Source organism: Noviherbaspirillum malthae (assembly GCF_015352985.1).
GTDB lineage: Bacteria > Pseudomonadota > Gammaproteobacteria > Burkholderiales > Burkholderiaceae_D > Noviherbaspirillum > Noviherbaspirillum malthae.
Genome location: NZ_JACYXF010000034.1, coordinates 1 through 14,188 on the forward strand (window position 1 = coordinate 1; position 14,188 = coordinate 14,188).

A 14,188-nucleotide genomic window follows, 5' to 3' on the forward strand; every position below is an offset into this window, starting at 1 on the left:
CAAGATCGACAGCTTTGTTGAGCAGTACAACGCCCACTCGCGACCGTTCGTCTGGACTGCAACCGCCGACTCAATACTGCAAAAAGTTGAGCGACTTTGTAAAGTTATTTGCGGGACACCACACTAGATGACGCAATTGAGAACACAGCCCCTGAGTCAGCCGGCCCGGCCGGATGCGCCGCGGGCAACCTTTCGTTCACGGCCACATGACATTCACAATATCTACGTCAGCTTGAAGCAGTGGCGCATCTTCCACGCGGTCATTGATTGCGGCGGATTCGCCGAAGCCGCGAAGTCCCTGCATCTGAGCCAGTCCACTATCAGCTATACCGTCTCCAAGCTGCAGGAGCAGCTTGGCACGTCCCTGTTGCGGATCGAAGGCCGCAAGGCCAACCTGACGCCGGAGGGAAGGGCGCTGCTGGACCGCTCCCGCCACGTGCTCAAGGAAGCCATCGAACTGGAAAACTTCGCCAAGAACCTGGGCCAGGGTTATGGCGGCGAAGTGCGCCTGGTGGTGGACCACAACTTTCCGCCGCATCTGCTGATGCGCGCGCTCAGCGATTTCTCCAAGATCGGAAGAGCGGCAAGCCATGTCAAGCTCAGCGAGGTCGATACCCTGCAGGCAGAAGACGTGCTGCGCGATCTGAACGTGGATCTCGCCATCAGCGAACGCGTGCCGCTGGGCTTCCTGGGCGAGCCGCTGGTCGAGGTCGAACATCTGCCGGTCGCTCATCCGGATCATCCTCTCCTTCGCCTCGGGCGCGACGTCACGGCCGCCGATCTCGCCCAGCATGTCCATGTCGGCATCGGCCATGCCTTCGAACGCGACCGAGGCGCCAGCGCCTCCAAGCCGACGCGGCGCTGGGCAATGAGCAGTCTCGACACCGTCGTTCAGGCGGTCACGGAAAAGCTAGGATATGCATGGCTGCCGGAACACCGCATCCGCCGCTGGCTGGATGAAGGTACGCTGGTACGCTTGCCGTTGGGTGATAAACGCGCCTACAGGACCATGCTATATCTGATACATGGGCGGCCATGGGCTTCGACTGCGGCAGCGGGACGGCTGGCTGAAGTGCTGCGCGGACTGGCCGCAGAAGCACATGGCGGCGCAGGCAGCCATTCATCGGCTGCGAGCCGCGCCATGTAATGCCTTGACTTGATTATCGGAAGCCGGATTGGGCAGGTTCCTTATGCTCTGCGGTCGAAGCTTCCGATTGACTTCCACTTGACTGCCGCAGGTGCATGCACTTCGCAGGCTTAACCCCTGCATTCCATATCGATGGCCGCATCGCGTGATCCAGCCATCATCTAGGCGCCCTGTCATCAGGCCGCCATTCAATTCAATGCGCTGATTGCCTTGCGTGCCGCGAGACCTTACCGGCCTGCGGCAACCGTGGTGCTGCCGGATTATTTATGGAGCTCGAGGTCGGGCTTCGGTCCGCCGACAAAAGGCGGCCTGCCCGCAGCGATGACTTCCGGACGGATGTTGTACTTCTCGATCAGCCGGTAAAGGGTGACCCGCGACACGCCGAGCAGTGTCGCTGCACGCGAGATCTGGTTGCGGGACTGCGATAGCGCACGGCGTATCATGGTGCGCTCCGCAGCGGCACGCGCATCTTCCAGAGACATGAGGGGCGTCTGCTCCGAGCTGCGTTCAAAGCCGAGGTCTTCCGGCTGGATGAAGCGCCCTTCGGCCATGACGGTGGCGCGCTGAACGCGATTGACCAGTTCCCGCACATTGCCCGGCCATGCATGGCTGAGCATGGCATTCATCGCCGCCTTGGAAAAACCGCGCAGGCTGCGGTTGTGCATGACGGCGAATTTCTTGAAGTAGTACTTCGCGATGTCTTCGATGTCCTGTCCGCGATCGGCGAGCTGCGGCATCGAGATGCAGACCACGTTGATGCGGTAATAAAGATCTTCGCGGAAACGGCCCTGGCGCACCGCTTCGCTCAAGTCGACATGGGTTGCAGCGATGACGCGAACATCGATTTCCAGGCTTTCGGTCCCGCCGACTCGCTCGATGGTCTTTTCCTGCAGGAAGCGCAGCAGATTGACCTGCATGTCGAACGGCATGTCGCCGATCTCGTCGAGGAACAGCGTGCCTCCCTGCGCGGCTTCGATCCGCCCGATCTTGCGCTGGCCGGCCCCGGTAAAGGCGCCCTTCTCGTAGCCGAACAGTTCTGACTGGAACAGCTGCGGCGCAATCGCGCCGCAATTGACGGCGACGAAGGGCGCGTTCTTGCGTGCCGACTGCCGGTGTATCGACAATGCGGCCAGCTCCTTGCCGGTGCCGGAAGGACCGGTGACCAGCACGGAAGCATCGGTGCGCGCCACCTTTTGCAACTGGCCGAACAGCTGCAGCATCTGCGGCGTCTTGCCGACCATCGCGAAATCACCGTCGGCAAGAAGCTGCGGCGGCGGGAGCGCTTCCTGGCTGACATCGCGCAGATAAGCCATGCCCCACGCATGACGCAGCGTCAGCACGATGTGGTCGAGCTGGGCCGGCAGCGTGATGAAGTTGAATAGATGTTCGCCGATGAAACTGCGCATGCGCGGCTGCGAAATCAGGTCCTGGGCAACCAGGGCGACCCAGGTGATGCGGTTGTTGCTGATGAAGGGTTCGCACTTGTCGAGAGAGTGCAGGTCGGTTTGCTGGTTGAGAATGAGCAGGCCGACGCGGCATCCGGCCTTCATCGCATCCTGCGCGGCGCCGAAGTCGAAGCACTCGACCAGATTGAGCCCTTGTTTCCTGAGTGTTTCCGAGTAATAGCACGGCTGCCCGTTGCGGCTGGTCAGTCGCAGTACGAGGACCGGTTGGGCCATGGGTGCAGAATTGGACGCGTAAAGCATTTCACAATACCTTCTTGTTGATGCTTGTCGAGGCGTCTGACCAGCGCAGAAATGTTTTGCGTGTCATGCACGCCTGTATGCGACCACACAGCAAACAATTTCAGGGAAGGCCTCGACGACTGTCGTTGGCAAAGGGTCTATTCAAAGCTTTTATCGGTCGAGCTTAGCGTCTTTTATGTGGCCGAACAATGCCATAAATAGGGGATTTCCACAGAACCGGATAGCCGTTTGTTTTCTGTCAAAATAAACTTAAACGGGTGTGATCGCCCCTTTTCAAAGCGAATTTTGCGATGTCATATCCTGCCCGGGAGCGAAGCGCGGCAACGCCAGAGACGATGTCCCGACAGCAGGTATTTCTGTTCGAACGGGGTGATCGGGCTCTGCGGTTCGAAGGTTTCGCAGGCCACCGGAAGGCCGGTCAGGCGGTTGAGTGCAACAGAGAGTTCATCGATATAGATCTGCCAGTTGCTTCGGCACTCCAGTTCGCCGCCGAGCGCCGCGATGGTCGGGAATACCGCATGGCCATGCCAGCGCCGGGCCACATGTCCGATCTTCGGCCATGGATTGGGATAAAGAATGTAGTGGCGTGCCGGCCGTATGCCTTCCAAGTACATCAAGCGCCAGTAGTCGACGAGATCGGCGCGCACCCACATCAGGTTGAAGGGTATCTCGCCTTGCCATGCGGTCATGCGCGCGAGGCGGTCTGCTGATTGGTCGACGCCGATCACGAAATAATCGGGATAGCGTGCAGCCAGGTGCAGCGTGGACAGGCCGACGCCGCATCCGGCATCAAGGATGAGCGGCGCTTCGCCGGCCTGCTTCCAGGTGGACATGCTGAGCTCGAAAGCCTCGCGGTTGTAGTCAAGTATCGGCTTCAGAAATTGCGAGCGGGCGTGCTTGTCGACGAGCGTGAGCAATTGCTCGTGCCTGGCGGTCTGGGCGCTGGTAATGGGGCTGGAATTGGCGTACATCGGAAAGTGAAATTAACTCCAGGCTGGCTGGCGGTAGATATCGGCGGCGAATTCGACGAATGCCTTTACCTTCGCGGACACATGGTGGCTTTGCGGGTAGACGGCATACAGGCTGCGGGAACGCATGGGATATCCGGGCAGCACCTGCACCAGGCTTCCCTGGGCAAGGTCGTTCTGCACGATGAAGGATGCGGTGGTCGCAATGCCTACTCCGCCCAGCGCCGCGAGCCGCAGCGCCACGCCGGTGTTGGCCTGCAGGCTGCCGCGCACGGTGACGGTCTGCAGGTCGCCGTCGGGCAGGGTGAACGTCCATTCCTGCGGGCGGGGAACGATGGTATAGGTCAGGCAGTTATACCGCGCCAGATCGGCAGGTGCCGCCGGCATCCCATGGCGCTGCAGATATTCCGGAGAAGCGACCAGCATGGTGGTCATGCTGGCCAGCTTCCTTGCAACCAGCGTGGAATCGGGCATGTCGCGGGCCAGCCGGATGCCGACGTCGAAGCCGTCCTCGATGAGATCGACATGGCGGTCGTTGCACACCAGTTCGACGTGCAGTTGCGGATAGCGCTCCATGAAGCGCGGCAGCCATACCGCAAGATCGATCGTGCCGAAGGCCATGGGTGCATTGATGCGCAGGCGTCCCGCGGGAGTGGCGTGATGCTGCGCAATGGCAAGATCGGCATCCTGCAGGTCGTCCAGGATGCGCCGCGCCCGCTCGTAGTAGCCGTGTCCTGCTTCGGTCAGCGCGAGCTTGCGCGTGGTGCGGTTGAGCAGTTGCACGCCCAGCCGGTCCTCAAGCTGCCTTACCTGCCTGGAAAAGGCCGTGTGCGACATGTTGACCGCTGCTGCCGCAGCCGTAAAACTGCCGGCTTCCACCACGCGGCAAAATGCCCTCAATTCGCTGAGCTGATCCATTCCCGTCCCGAAGTGACATCCCGCCAATCGAGCAAAAGAAGACCGCACCGCACGGTCGGCGGCGAGGCGAGTTGTAGTTTCTCGATTGGAGGGGTGTCGTTTGAAATGCCGCCATCATGCCATATGGCAGCATTCAGGCACAGGGTCAGGAAAGGCTGGGCGGCGGATGGCCAGGCCACCGGCACGCCAGAGAATGCAGGCATCTCATGGCATGCCCTTGTCCGGTTTAATGCAGAGTCACCGGCTGGCGCATCAGCTCATCATATTTACCGAGGAAGTCGTCGATTTCTTCAACGCTCGGTTCAGTTGCAATCAGGTTTTCCACTTCTTCGCGGAATGATCTTGCCAGCGTACCGCCGATGAAGATCTCACGTTTGCCGGATTTATCCATGATTTCGTATCCGCCAAAGCGCAAGGCATCACGACCGTCGTCAGCACCAAACTCCACGACGCTATACTGCTCGCTGTTGTAGATTAAGTTCATGTTGCGCTCCTTGTTAGGGGAATTATTCTGGTCACCCAGTTCCCTTCAATGCAAAAATGGGGCCACCCCATTTCTTTTCAAGTCATCGGCCCATGAAGTTTGCGCCGGCCGCGGAATCGGTAAATTTCGCGGTGCCGGTGCAGGTAAGTTTTTCATGCGGCGATGTCAGGCGTCAACTTAATAAGCGAGGCGTAGGGAGGCTGTTGCAGGAATGCGCGGATCTGCGCGAGATGCTCGGATGTCGACAGGCCGATATACAGCCGTTCCGGCTTGCGGCGTAGCATGCGGTTGAGCGTCACGCGCATGGTGAGGTTGCCCGTGCAGCAGAGGCAGCCGGGCGCGATGCGGGCGACATGAAGGTCGGACCGGGCATGAAGGTCTTCCAGAGGCTGCATGCCGTCCGGGAGTCCTTCGAGAATGACGGCGACGCTGGACGCGTTGTCCAGTGCTTCGGCGATGGCGGCTTCACGCCGGGAAGAGGTGGATCCGGTGACGAGGGTAGCGGCGATCACCCGTCATTGCCCCTTGCGAGCCGCCTTGCTGGGTTCGACGCCCAGCTGCTTGAGTTTGCGGTAAAGGTGGGTGCGTTCCAGCCCTGTCTTTTCTGCAACGCGCGTCATGCTGCCGCCTTCGCGAACCAGATGATGTTCGAAGTAGGCGCGTTCGAAGGCGTCGCGGGCTTCACGCAGCGGCATGTCGAAGGACACGCCGAACAGCGGCGTTTCCACCGGCGGCGCCGGCTGTGCCAGCGGTGCGGCAGTCACGACTCCGGCCGTCATGGCTTGCGCGTAGGGCGCTGCCACCGCGACTTCCTCCACCGGCGCCAGCACCGGACGGGGCTGATAGACCGGGGGGACGGGCCGGACGGCTTCCGGAGTCCGCGTCAGGCCTTGTTGTACCGCTTTCAGTAATTTTTGCAAGGCGATCGGCTTTTCAAGGAAGTTGAGTGCGCCGATGCGCGTTGCCTCGACGGCGGTATCGATCGTGGCATGCCCGGACATCATGATCACCGGCATGGTCAGCATGCCGTCGCGTTGCCACTCCTTGAGCAGGGTGACGCCGTCGGTGTCGGGCATCCAGATATCGAGGAGGACCAGATCCGGCGTTGCCTGCGCCCGCGCTTCGCGCGCCTGCTGCGCATTCTCCGCCGTAATCACGACATGACCTTCATCGCCCAGGATTTCCGAGAGCAATTCCCGGATGCCCATTTCGTCATCGACCACCAGAATATTTGCCATATGCTTACCTTATCTGCTTACACATTGTCGCTGAATATTGTTGCCCGCATGGCGACTCATGCTGCCGTACCTGCCGGCAAGTTTTCAATGAGGCTGTCTGAACTGGGGGCTAACTTTAACAGCAAAATTGACACTTTGGCACCATTTCCGCCTGTTCGGTTTTTGATGTCGATTTTTCCGCCGTGTTCATCGACAATCTTCTTTACCATCGCCAAACCGAGTCCCGTACCGCGCGCCTTTGAGGTGACGTAAGGTTCGAAGGCGCGTGACATGATCTTCGCGGAGAAGCCTGGACCATTGTCGGTGACCGAGATGCGCACCGCGGTTTGCCGGCCGCCGTCGGAATCCTCGTAATGGACCGTTTCCGTGACGACTTCGATGCGCGGCGCTTCTTCCGCCGGCCCGCGGTCCGCGATGGCGTCCTGGGCGTTCTGGAGCAGGTTGTGAATCACCTGCCGCAGCTGGGTTTCGTCACCCATGACGCCCGGCAACTCCGTCGCCAGCGAGGCATGAATGACATCGCGCTCGTCGCCGTTCATGTAGAGATGCAGGATTTCCTCGACCAGCTCATTGAGGTTGAGCGGCGACAGCACGGCCGGCGGCGTCTTTGCATAGTCGCGGAAATCGTCGACCATGCGCTTCATCGCCGCGACCTGGTTGACGATGGTGGTGGTGCTTCTCGTCAGCATCGCGGCATCGGTTTCGCCCAGCTTGGCCTCGAGCTTCATCTGCAGGCGCTCGGCCGACAGCTGGATCGGCGTCAGCGGATTCTTGATTTCATGCGCCAGGCGCCGCGCAACCTCGCCCCAGGCGATGGAGCGCTGCGCGGAGATCACTTCCGAGATGTCGTCGAAGACGACGATGTAGCCCTTGCCGCCGGTGATCGGCAGGTAGGAGCCGCGCGTCAGCAGCGTGATGTCGCTATCGGCCTCCGACACCCCGGCGCGGCGCGGCACCTCGATCTGCTTCTGCCAGTGCAGCTCGCCCGCATGCTCGGCGGCCCCCGCCAGCTGCGCGCGCCGCTCCGAGAACGACTTGGTGATCGCATTGGCCATCGGCTCCAGTCCTTCGATTGCCGACAGCGGCTTGCCGATATGCGTATTGAAATCCTGGTGCAGGATGCGTTCCACCGATTCATTGCAGGTCACCAGCCTGAACTGCCCGTCGAGCACCATCACGCCCGCCGACATGTTGGCCAGCACCGATTCCAGGTAGGCTTTCGCGTTTTCCAGCGCCGCGCGGTTGCGTTCGACCGAGGCGCGCGCTTCGGACAGCTGGCGCGTCATGGTATTGAAGGACTGGGTCAGCGTGCCGAGCTCATCGGATGTGGCCACGATGGGACGCGGCGAGAGATTGCCCTCGGCGACCGCCTTGGTGCCTTCGGCCAGCACCAGCAGCGGCTGGGCCAGGTCGCCGGCGATCAGGAATGCCGCCGCGATGGCGCCGAAGATCGCCAGCAGCAGGGTAAGCGTCAGCGTGACGATATAGATCTTGCGCAGGCCGGTGCGGGCCAGCGAGCGTTCCTGGTATTCGCTGTAGGCGGCGCGCAGGGCCTCGGCGTTGGTCGCCAGGTGCGTGGGGGCCGGCTGCAGCAGCTGCAGATAGCGCGACTCGGACTGCAGACTCATTCCTTCGCTGGAGGAAGGCAGGGCGACGACCACGCGCAGGCGCAGGTCGCCGGCCGCGCCGGCTGAATTCGAGTTTGCGTCCGGTTGCTGTGCATTGCCGCTCTGGTTTTCCTTGGCCGTGGGATCGTGCAGGTCGGGGCCGCCCTCGATGGCGGTGTAACCCCGCGTGATGCGCGCCTGGCGCAGCATCGCGGCAGTGGGCAGGTCCGGGATCAATGCGCCGATGCGTCCGCCGACAGTCGCGACGATTTGACCGCTGGAGGTAACGATGGTTGCTTCCTGGGTTTGCGTTTGGTCACGCAGACGCGACAATTGGGTCACCTGGGTGGCTTCCGACATTTCGGACAGTTCCAGCGCCATGCTGCGCGCCTTGGCATGCAGGTCGGTAAGCGAGGCATCGAGGGCGGTGCGGCCCAGGGTGAGTCCGGCTTCCAGCGCCGATTCCACCCGCACGTCGAACCAGGATTCGATGGAGCGCGACACGAACTGCACCGACACCGTATAGATCACCGCGCCGGGCAGGATGCCGATGACGGCAAACAGCAGCACCAGCCGGGCCATCAGGCGCGAGCCGAACTCGCGCCGCTTGTATCCCTTGTAGAGGCGCATCAGCAGCAGCGCAACCAGCACCAGAAGGGAAACCGCGATGACGCCGTTGAGTACGAGCAACTCCGGATAGTGGCGATCGAAGAATGCCGAGTTTTCCGACGCGGATGCGAGCAGGAACAGCAGGATGCTGACGATCGCGCCGCCAACTACCAAGAAATATCGAAGAAAACGCTGCACGCTTATTCAGCCTTGAAAGTGAACTGATGCCAGTCCGAGGAGAAGCGCCAGTCGGAGCTGTTGAGCGCATGCACCTGGAACGGCTTGGGCAGGCGGGCCACGTCCAAGCCCATGCGGACCGCGACATGGTAGACCTCGCCCGGCTTGAGCGCGCCTTTCTCCGCGATGATCCAGCGGCTGGGACGCCGCACCAGCGACAGCGCATCGTCGAGCGTGCTGAAGCTTTGCTGCAGGAGCCCGCTGATCGAGGCATGGTACTGGTGCGTCAGTACATTGTAGGAGATGCGGATGGTCTGCGAGGCATTGATGGTTTTTTCATCAAACCAGTACCAGCGCGGGCGCGTCAGCTGAACGTCGGTCGTGAAATACAGGGGAATGCCGCGCGTGACCGCATCTTCGAGCCCGCGCGTCAGCTCGAAGGAAAACGCCAGCGACAGGCGATAGCCGTCTTCGGTGCTTTCGAGGCTGGCGCGGGTGATGTCGACGCCCTCCGCCGCGTGCACGGAAGGAAATGCAAGCGGCGACAGCAGCAGTAGGGCAATGCACCAGCCGGCCAGGAGTCGGAAGAAGCGATGAGTCACTCGAATTGCGCCGCAGTCAGAAATGGAAGGGAAAACGCATGCCTGTCGCCATCAGCGCAGGTCTGGCATTGTAGCAACGCCGGGCGTCCGCCATGTTTCCCGGAGCATCCTGCCTGCCTGTTCCCTAGCGGCGCCGGTTTCCGCGCCAATGCCGTCAAAGCTGCCAAAGCCGCCGAAGCCGCAATTGTTTGTATTCATGCATCCTTCCGGGAAAGACCATTTCTTGTCAAAGAGTCTATCAGAGGCCACTCTTTTGGAATAGCGCATAGAACAAGCCGTCGTGATCCTGCCCTTCCTGCGCAACAGGCAGCAGCTGTCCCGGCGCGTCGAGCCGCTGCGCTCCGTTTCTCTTGGCAAAGGCGGCCGCCTGCATTTCCGACTCCTGCGGCCACAGCGAGCACGTCACGAACAGCAGCTTGCCGTCCGGGCGCAGCATGCTCCAGAGATTGTCGAGGATGCGCGCCGACAGCGTGGCCAGCTGCAGGGCATCGCCCTTGCGCCGCAGCCAGCGAATGTCCGGGTGCCGGCGCACGATGCCGGACGCGGTGCAGGGCACGTCGGCCAGGATGCGGTCAAACGGCTGGCCGTTCCACCACTGCCGGCCCGCGGCATCGCCTTGCTGCAGCGCTGCCCTGAGCTGCAGGCGCTGCAGATTCTCGTCGATGCGCTTGAGGCGCAGGGCGTCGCTGTCGAGCGCGAGCAGATCGATGTCGGCCTGTTCCAGCAGATGGCCGGTCTTGCCGCCCGGCGCGGCGCAGGCATCCAGCACGCGCATGCCGTCCTGCACATCCAGCAGCGGCGCGGCCAGCTGGGCCGCCGCGTCCTGCACCGACACCATGCCCTCGGCAAAACCCGGGATCTGCGCCACGGGCACGGGGCGTTCAAGCTTCACCGCCCAAGGGCCGAGCGCACTCGCGGCGATGCCTTGTTCGGCGAGCATTCGCAGGTAGTCGTCCCGCCCGGTCTTGCGGCGGTTGACGCGCAGGGTCAGCGGCGGCGCGCTGTTGCCGGCGGCGAGTATGGCTTCCCATTGCGAAGGATAGGCTTGCCGGACCGTCTCGATCCACCAGTTCGGATAATTCCATCGTGCCGCCGGCTGGTTGCCGATCTGCTGCAGCAGGCCGGCGCGCTCGCGCAGGAAACGGCGCAGCACCGCATTCACCATGCCTTTCGCATGAGCGATGGCGGGGTCGGAGTCGGCGGCGGTCACGGCCTGGTCGACCACGGTAAAGTCTTCATACGGCGCATCGGCATCGTCATTGAGCATCAAGGCCAGCGCGCAGCAGAGCAGGCCGTGGAGTTCGGCCGGCGACGGCGGCTTGCTGGCCAGGATCGAGAGGAGGGCCTCGGCCTGGCCGAGGCGGCGCATCGTGCGGTAAGCGATGTCCTGCATTGCGCCCCGGGCCTGCAGCGGCGGATTGAGCTGGCCGAAGATCGCGGCGAGGGCCTGCGGCAGGGCGTTACCGGCCTTCACCTTGGCGACCGCGCGCGCGGCGCCGAGCAGGCTATAGGCAAGGGAATCGTTTTTCAGAGAGGATTTCGGCACGAATGTACAGGCAATGGCAAAAACAATAAGAAAGGCGATGGCGCAGCAGTTTGCGCGCTGCGCGTGGTTCGAGTAAGCGGCTTTACTGGCGCGTCAAGGCCAGCTTGACGCCGAGTCCGACGAAGGCGGCGCCGACGGTGCGTTCCAGCCAGAGCCGCATTCGCGGGCTGCGGCCAGCGCGGCGTGCCAGCGTTCCGGCGAGGAAAGCGGTTCCGCTGTTCCATACCGTGCTGATCAGCGTGAACACGATCCCCAGCAGCAGGAATCCCCAGGTCTTCTGGCTTGCATCGGCCCGCACGAACTGCGGAATGAATGCCAGGAAAAACAGGACTACCTTGGGGTTGAGCACATTGGTGAGCATGGCTTGCCAGAAGATGGTGCTCAGCGAACGGGTGTTCTCGGGCATCGTTTCGCCGGCGGTTTCGGCGCCGGATCTGCTCAGCATCATGCGCAGGCCGAGATAGACGAGATAAGCGCCGCCCGCCAGCTTGACCGCGGTGAAGGCGGTGGCCGACGCCGCGATGATGGCGCTCAGTCCGATCGCCGAAGCCAGCGCATGGACGCAGCAGCCCGCGGAAATGCCGAGCGCCGACAGGAGCCCGGCGGTGCGTCCCTGTGCAATGCTGCGCCCGACGATATAGGCGGTGTCAGGGCCGGGTGTTGCATTGAGAAGCAGCACGGCCATGATAAACAGGCCGAAATTGTAAATGCCGAACAGATCCATGATGGGGGTGCGCCTTGCCTGATGTCGAAGGAATAAGACGTTTGCGATGCCGAAGGAAGAATTGTAGCCGCAATGGCGGCGGGCGCCGGAAAGGCTTAGCTCAGGGGATGTTCATGACGCCTTCGGGACCGGGGCCGATAGAAGGCATGCTCACCGGAGGCTGGACGTCGGAAGGCAAACGCCGGCTCCAACCGGAACGGCTTGCCGTTTTCGCAAGGCCGCATGCGATCGCATGAATCTTCATGCGGCAGCAGGCGGTCGTGCGACAGCGCGTAACGTGGCGTTACGTGTTGTCATGCAGGCGCCGGCAGTCTGCCATCAAACGACGCACGCCATCGCAAGCCGGATGGCGGCATCTTGTCTTGTTCCTGGATACATATCAGCCCCTATACACCCCACATGACATCCTGCTTCTCCTGCTTGGCCGCGCGCAGCATGGCCAGCAAGGGATAAGCCCGTGTTGCGAAGGTGACAAATTCGACGGGTTCATGCTCGTTGTCGTCGCCCTTCTCGTTGTGATGAGCGGCAACATCGCGCTGCACCTCCTCCGTCATCGGATGCAGCCGGCTTTCCGCAATTTCCGCCTCGAGCTTGGCGACGGCCTGCGGCGCTTCCTCGGCGGTAATGACGCCACGCTTGACGTCCTTGTGGAACAAATCAAGTATGCGCTTTGCATGCTCTTCATACATCAGCACTTCGGCGGCGGCCTTTGATTTGAATGTCACCAGCATGGAACCTCCATTGTTCGTACGTTCTTACGATTAAAACATAGCATGAGTTTTTTCTTTTGCTATCTGCCAAATCAGACTGCCTTCAGATTGCGCGGTTCATTTTGCGCTTTTTCATGACTCCGGCGCATGGCGCGAAAGGAATCACGATCAGCCCGGCTTGAACGACGTAAGAAAGGTATCGATGGCCTCGCGGGAAACGTCCTTTTCCTTGCCGACCACGACGGCCTGGTACACCCTGCGGTCGCGCGCGGCGAAGCGCGCCACCATCAGGCGGCCCTGGCCGGCGACTTCGATTTCCGACATGACCGGGACGGCAGGCGCGGCAAGCTGCCGTTCCTGCTTGATCGAGCCGCCAAGGTTGCGCACCATCGCGGTTTTCATCGCGGCCAGTGCGGTCGCCGCCTGCGCTGCATCAGGCAATTCCGCGGTGCCGACGGCGAAGGTGACGCCGTCGACCTCCGCGGCGGTCATGGTCATGGTGACCTTGATGCCGTCGAGATCGATCGGGCGCGAATGCGAGGAGGGCTTGGCCGGCATCAGCACCACGTAGGGCGCATCCGGTCCGCGCGTCTCGCGCCAGTTGTAGGTGGGATTGCAAGCCTGCAGCAAGGCCAGGCTTGCAAGAAGAAGCGCCTTGCGCGCCAGTGACAGAGGAAAAAATGAAATGAATGCCATGAGCGACATGGTAACAGGTCGGCCATGCCGGCCCTGCACCTTGCCGCCCGACAAAATCTATCCCGCGACCGCTTCCGCGGCGGCACCGCCGCGTGCCTGCTGGAAAGTCCGCACGCCCAGCATCACGCCGATGCAAAGCAGGGCAATGCCCGTCAGCACCGCCGCGCCCGGCGCCGCACCGCGCCAGATGAAGGCATACAGCAAGGCCGACAGCGTCTCGAACACGATCAGCTGTCCGGCTAGCGAGGTCGGCAGGCGCTGGCTGGCCTTGTTCCACAACATGGTGCCGAGCCAGGAAGCGCAGAAGCCGAGCGTGAGCATGAGGCCGATGAAGGGCAGCGGACGCGGGCCGAGGGGGAAGTCGTAGCCCTGGCCCTGCACCGCATTGAAGATGCCGTAGCCGATGAAGCCCGCCAGCGCCAGCGGCAATGTGGCCAGGCCCTGCGCGGTCGACCAGGTCGAGGAACGGATGTGCGGATGCCGTTTCATGTGACGCGCATTCATGATCGGATACCAGGTCCACGAGGCCAGCGCGATCAGCGCGATCAGGCAGCCCAGCGCATAGTCCGCCGTCGACCGGGAGCCGTCGAGATGCGCGAGTTCGCTGGCATTGACCAGCATGAGGCCGGCGAAGATGATCACCAGCGAAGGCGCGAGGCGGCGCCATGCCACCGCTTCCGAAGGATGGCCGGGCGACCAGTTGGAGAAGATCGAGATGATCACCGGCAGGGTGCCGATCAGCATCGCCGGCAGCGGCGCATCGGCCAGCTGGATCGCAGTGGCCAGCGCCGCGTAATACAGGATGTTGCCGACCAGGGACAGCTTGAGCGCCGCGGTCCAGTCGGCCCTGGTCAGGGACAGGATGCGCGCGCGGTCGAACCAGGCCGGCACCAGCGCGATCAGGCCGAAGCCGAGATAGCGTCCGAAGGAAAGGATCAGGCCGGGATAATCGCCCAGCATCAGGGGAGCGACGAAGACCAGGCCCCACAACAGCCCGGCGCCGAGCGCGCACAGCAAACCGATGAACATGATACGAGTGACAGCAGGATGACAGGA

15 protein-coding genes and 1 pseudogene are annotated in these 14,188 nt (G+C 62.2%); 2 read left to right on the forward strand and 14 right to left on the reverse strand.

What is annotated here, in order from left to right; translation table 11 throughout:
- Together IGW03_RS38315 and IGW03_RS24820 are read left to right on the forward strand one after the other, a co-directional pair.
- A pseudogene (locus IGW03_RS38315) lies at positions 1-127 on the forward strand (IS630 family transposase); the annotation flags it as partial.
- A 9-nt stretch (positions 128-136) separates the two neighbouring features.
- On the forward strand, positions 137-1,147 hold the full coding sequence (locus IGW03_RS24820; RefSeq protein WP_194725220.1) for a LysR family transcriptional regulator: 1,011 nt from the start codon (positions 137-139) through the stop codon (positions 1,145-1,147).
- 260 nt (positions 1,148-1,407) lie between these two features.
- Here IGW03_RS24820 and IGW03_RS24825 read toward each other — a convergent pair whose 3' ends face one another.
- The 14 genes from IGW03_RS24825 to IGW03_RS24890 form a co-directional block, all read right to left on the reverse strand.
- Positions 1,408-2,826: a sigma-54 dependent transcriptional regulator gene (locus tag IGW03_RS24825; protein ID WP_228536068.1), complete on the reverse strand. Its 1,419-nt coding sequence runs from the start codon at positions 2,824-2,826 to the stop codon at positions 1,408-1,410.
- A 320-nt stretch (positions 2,827-3,146) separates the two neighbouring features.
- The gene (gene trmB / locus IGW03_RS24830) at positions 3,147-3,824 is read right to left on the reverse strand and encodes a tRNA (guanine(46)-N(7))-methyltransferase TrmB (RefSeq protein WP_194725222.1); all 678 of its coding nucleotides are present in this window, start codon (positions 3,822-3,824) and stop codon (positions 3,147-3,149) included.
- 12 nt (positions 3,825-3,836) lie between these two features.
- The gene (locus tag IGW03_RS24835) at positions 3,837-4,739 is read right to left on the reverse strand and encodes a LysR family transcriptional regulator (RefSeq protein ID WP_194725223.1); all 903 of its coding nucleotides are present in this window, start codon (positions 4,737-4,739) and stop codon (positions 3,837-3,839) included.
- A 226-nt stretch (positions 4,740-4,965) separates the two neighbouring features.
- Positions 4,966-5,223, reverse strand: coding sequence for a BTH_I0359 family protein (locus IGW03_RS24840; RefSeq protein ID WP_194725224.1), 258 nt, complete (start codon positions 5,221-5,223; stop codon positions 4,966-4,968).
- A 152-nt stretch (positions 5,224-5,375) separates the two neighbouring features.
- Positions 5,376-5,735 carry a GTPase gene (locus IGW03_RS24845; protein WP_194725225.1) on the reverse strand — a complete coding sequence of 120 codons (360 nt, stop codon included), beginning with the start codon at positions 5,733-5,735 and terminating at the stop codon, positions 5,376-5,378.
- Positions 5,736-5,738: 3 nt separating this feature from the next.
- Entirely contained in the window at positions 5,739-6,461 is a 723-nt protein-coding gene (locus IGW03_RS24850; RefSeq protein ID WP_194725226.1) for a response regulator, read from the reverse strand.
- Positions 6,462-6,517: 56 nt separating this feature from the next.
- On the reverse strand, positions 6,518-8,875 hold the full coding sequence (locus tag IGW03_RS24855; RefSeq protein ID WP_194725227.1) for a sensor histidine kinase: 2,358 nt from the start codon (positions 8,873-8,875) through the stop codon (positions 6,518-6,520).
- A gap of 2 nt (positions 8,876-8,877) precedes the next feature.
- Positions 8,878-9,456, reverse strand: coding sequence for a DUF4390 domain-containing protein (locus IGW03_RS24860; RefSeq protein WP_438943677.1), 579 nt, complete (start codon positions 9,454-9,456; stop codon positions 8,878-8,880).
- 51 nt (positions 9,457-9,507) lie between these two features.
- Positions 9,508-9,654 (reverse strand): hypothetical protein, encoded by a 147-nt coding sequence (locus IGW03_RS24865; protein ID WP_194725228.1) that lies wholly within the window; start codon positions 9,652-9,654, stop codon positions 9,508-9,510.
- 40 nt (positions 9,655-9,694) lie between these two features.
- On the reverse strand, positions 9,695-11,002 hold the full coding sequence (gene rsmB / locus IGW03_RS24870) for a 16S rRNA (cytosine(967)-C(5))-methyltransferase RsmB (protein ID WP_194725229.1): 1,308 nt from the start codon (positions 11,000-11,002) through the stop codon (positions 9,695-9,697).
- An 82-nt stretch (positions 11,003-11,084) separates the two neighbouring features.
- Positions 11,085-11,720 (reverse strand): LysE family translocator, encoded by a 636-nt coding sequence (locus IGW03_RS24875; protein ID WP_194725274.1) that lies wholly within the window; start codon positions 11,718-11,720, stop codon positions 11,085-11,087.
- A 392-nt stretch (positions 11,721-12,112) separates the two neighbouring features.
- On the reverse strand, positions 12,113-12,457 hold the full coding sequence (locus IGW03_RS24880) for a DUF1840 domain-containing protein (RefSeq protein ID WP_194725230.1): 345 nt from the start codon (positions 12,455-12,457) through the stop codon (positions 12,113-12,115).
- Positions 12,458-12,604: 147 nt separating this feature from the next.
- A complete protein-coding gene (locus IGW03_RS24885) occupies positions 12,605-13,132 on the reverse strand; it encodes a hypothetical protein (protein ID WP_194725231.1) in 528 nt (175 codons plus the stop codon).
- Positions 13,133-13,189: 57 nt separating this feature from the next.
- Positions 13,190-14,161, reverse strand: a complete 972-nt coding sequence (locus IGW03_RS24890; protein ID WP_194725232.1) for a DMT family transporter — start codon at positions 14,159-14,161, stop codon at positions 13,190-13,192.
- Positions 14,162-14,188: the final 27 nt, after the last annotated feature.

Excerpts from the sequence above, each read along its gene's own strand:
- IGW03_RS24825 (WP_228536068.1), bottom strand. The coding sequence starts at position 2,826 with ATGGCCCAACCGGTCCTCGTACTGCGACTGACCAGCCGCAACGGGCAG.
- trmB (WP_194725222.1), bottom strand. The coding sequence starts at position 3,824 with ATGTACGCCAATTCCAGCCCCATTACCAGCGCCCAGACCGCCAGGCAC.
- IGW03_RS24835 (WP_194725223.1), bottom strand. The coding sequence starts at position 4,739 with ATGGATCAGCTCAGCGAATTGAGGGCATTTTGCCGCGTGGTGGAAGCC.
- IGW03_RS24840 (WP_194725224.1), bottom strand. The coding sequence starts at position 5,223 with ATGAACTTAATCTACAACAGCGAGCAGTATAGCGTCGTGGAGTTTGGT.
- IGW03_RS24850 (WP_194725226.1), bottom strand. The coding sequence starts at position 6,461 with ATGGCAAATATTCTGGTGGTCGATGACGAAATGGGCATCCGGGAATTG.
- IGW03_RS24865 (WP_194725228.1), bottom strand. The coding sequence starts at position 9,654 with ATGAATACAAACAATTGCGGCTTCGGCGGCTTTGGCAGCTTTGACGGC.
- IGW03_RS24880 (WP_194725230.1), bottom strand. The coding sequence starts at position 12,457 with ATGCTGGTGACATTCAAATCAAAGGCCGCCGCCGAAGTGCTGATGTAT.
- IGW03_RS24885 (WP_194725231.1), bottom strand. The coding sequence starts at position 13,132 with ATGGCATTCATTTCATTTTTTCCTCTGTCACTGGCGCGCAAGGCGCTT.
- IGW03_RS24890 (WP_194725232.1), bottom strand. The coding sequence starts at position 14,161 with ATGTTCATCGGTTTGCTGTGCGCGCTCGGCGCCGGGCTGTTGTGGGGC.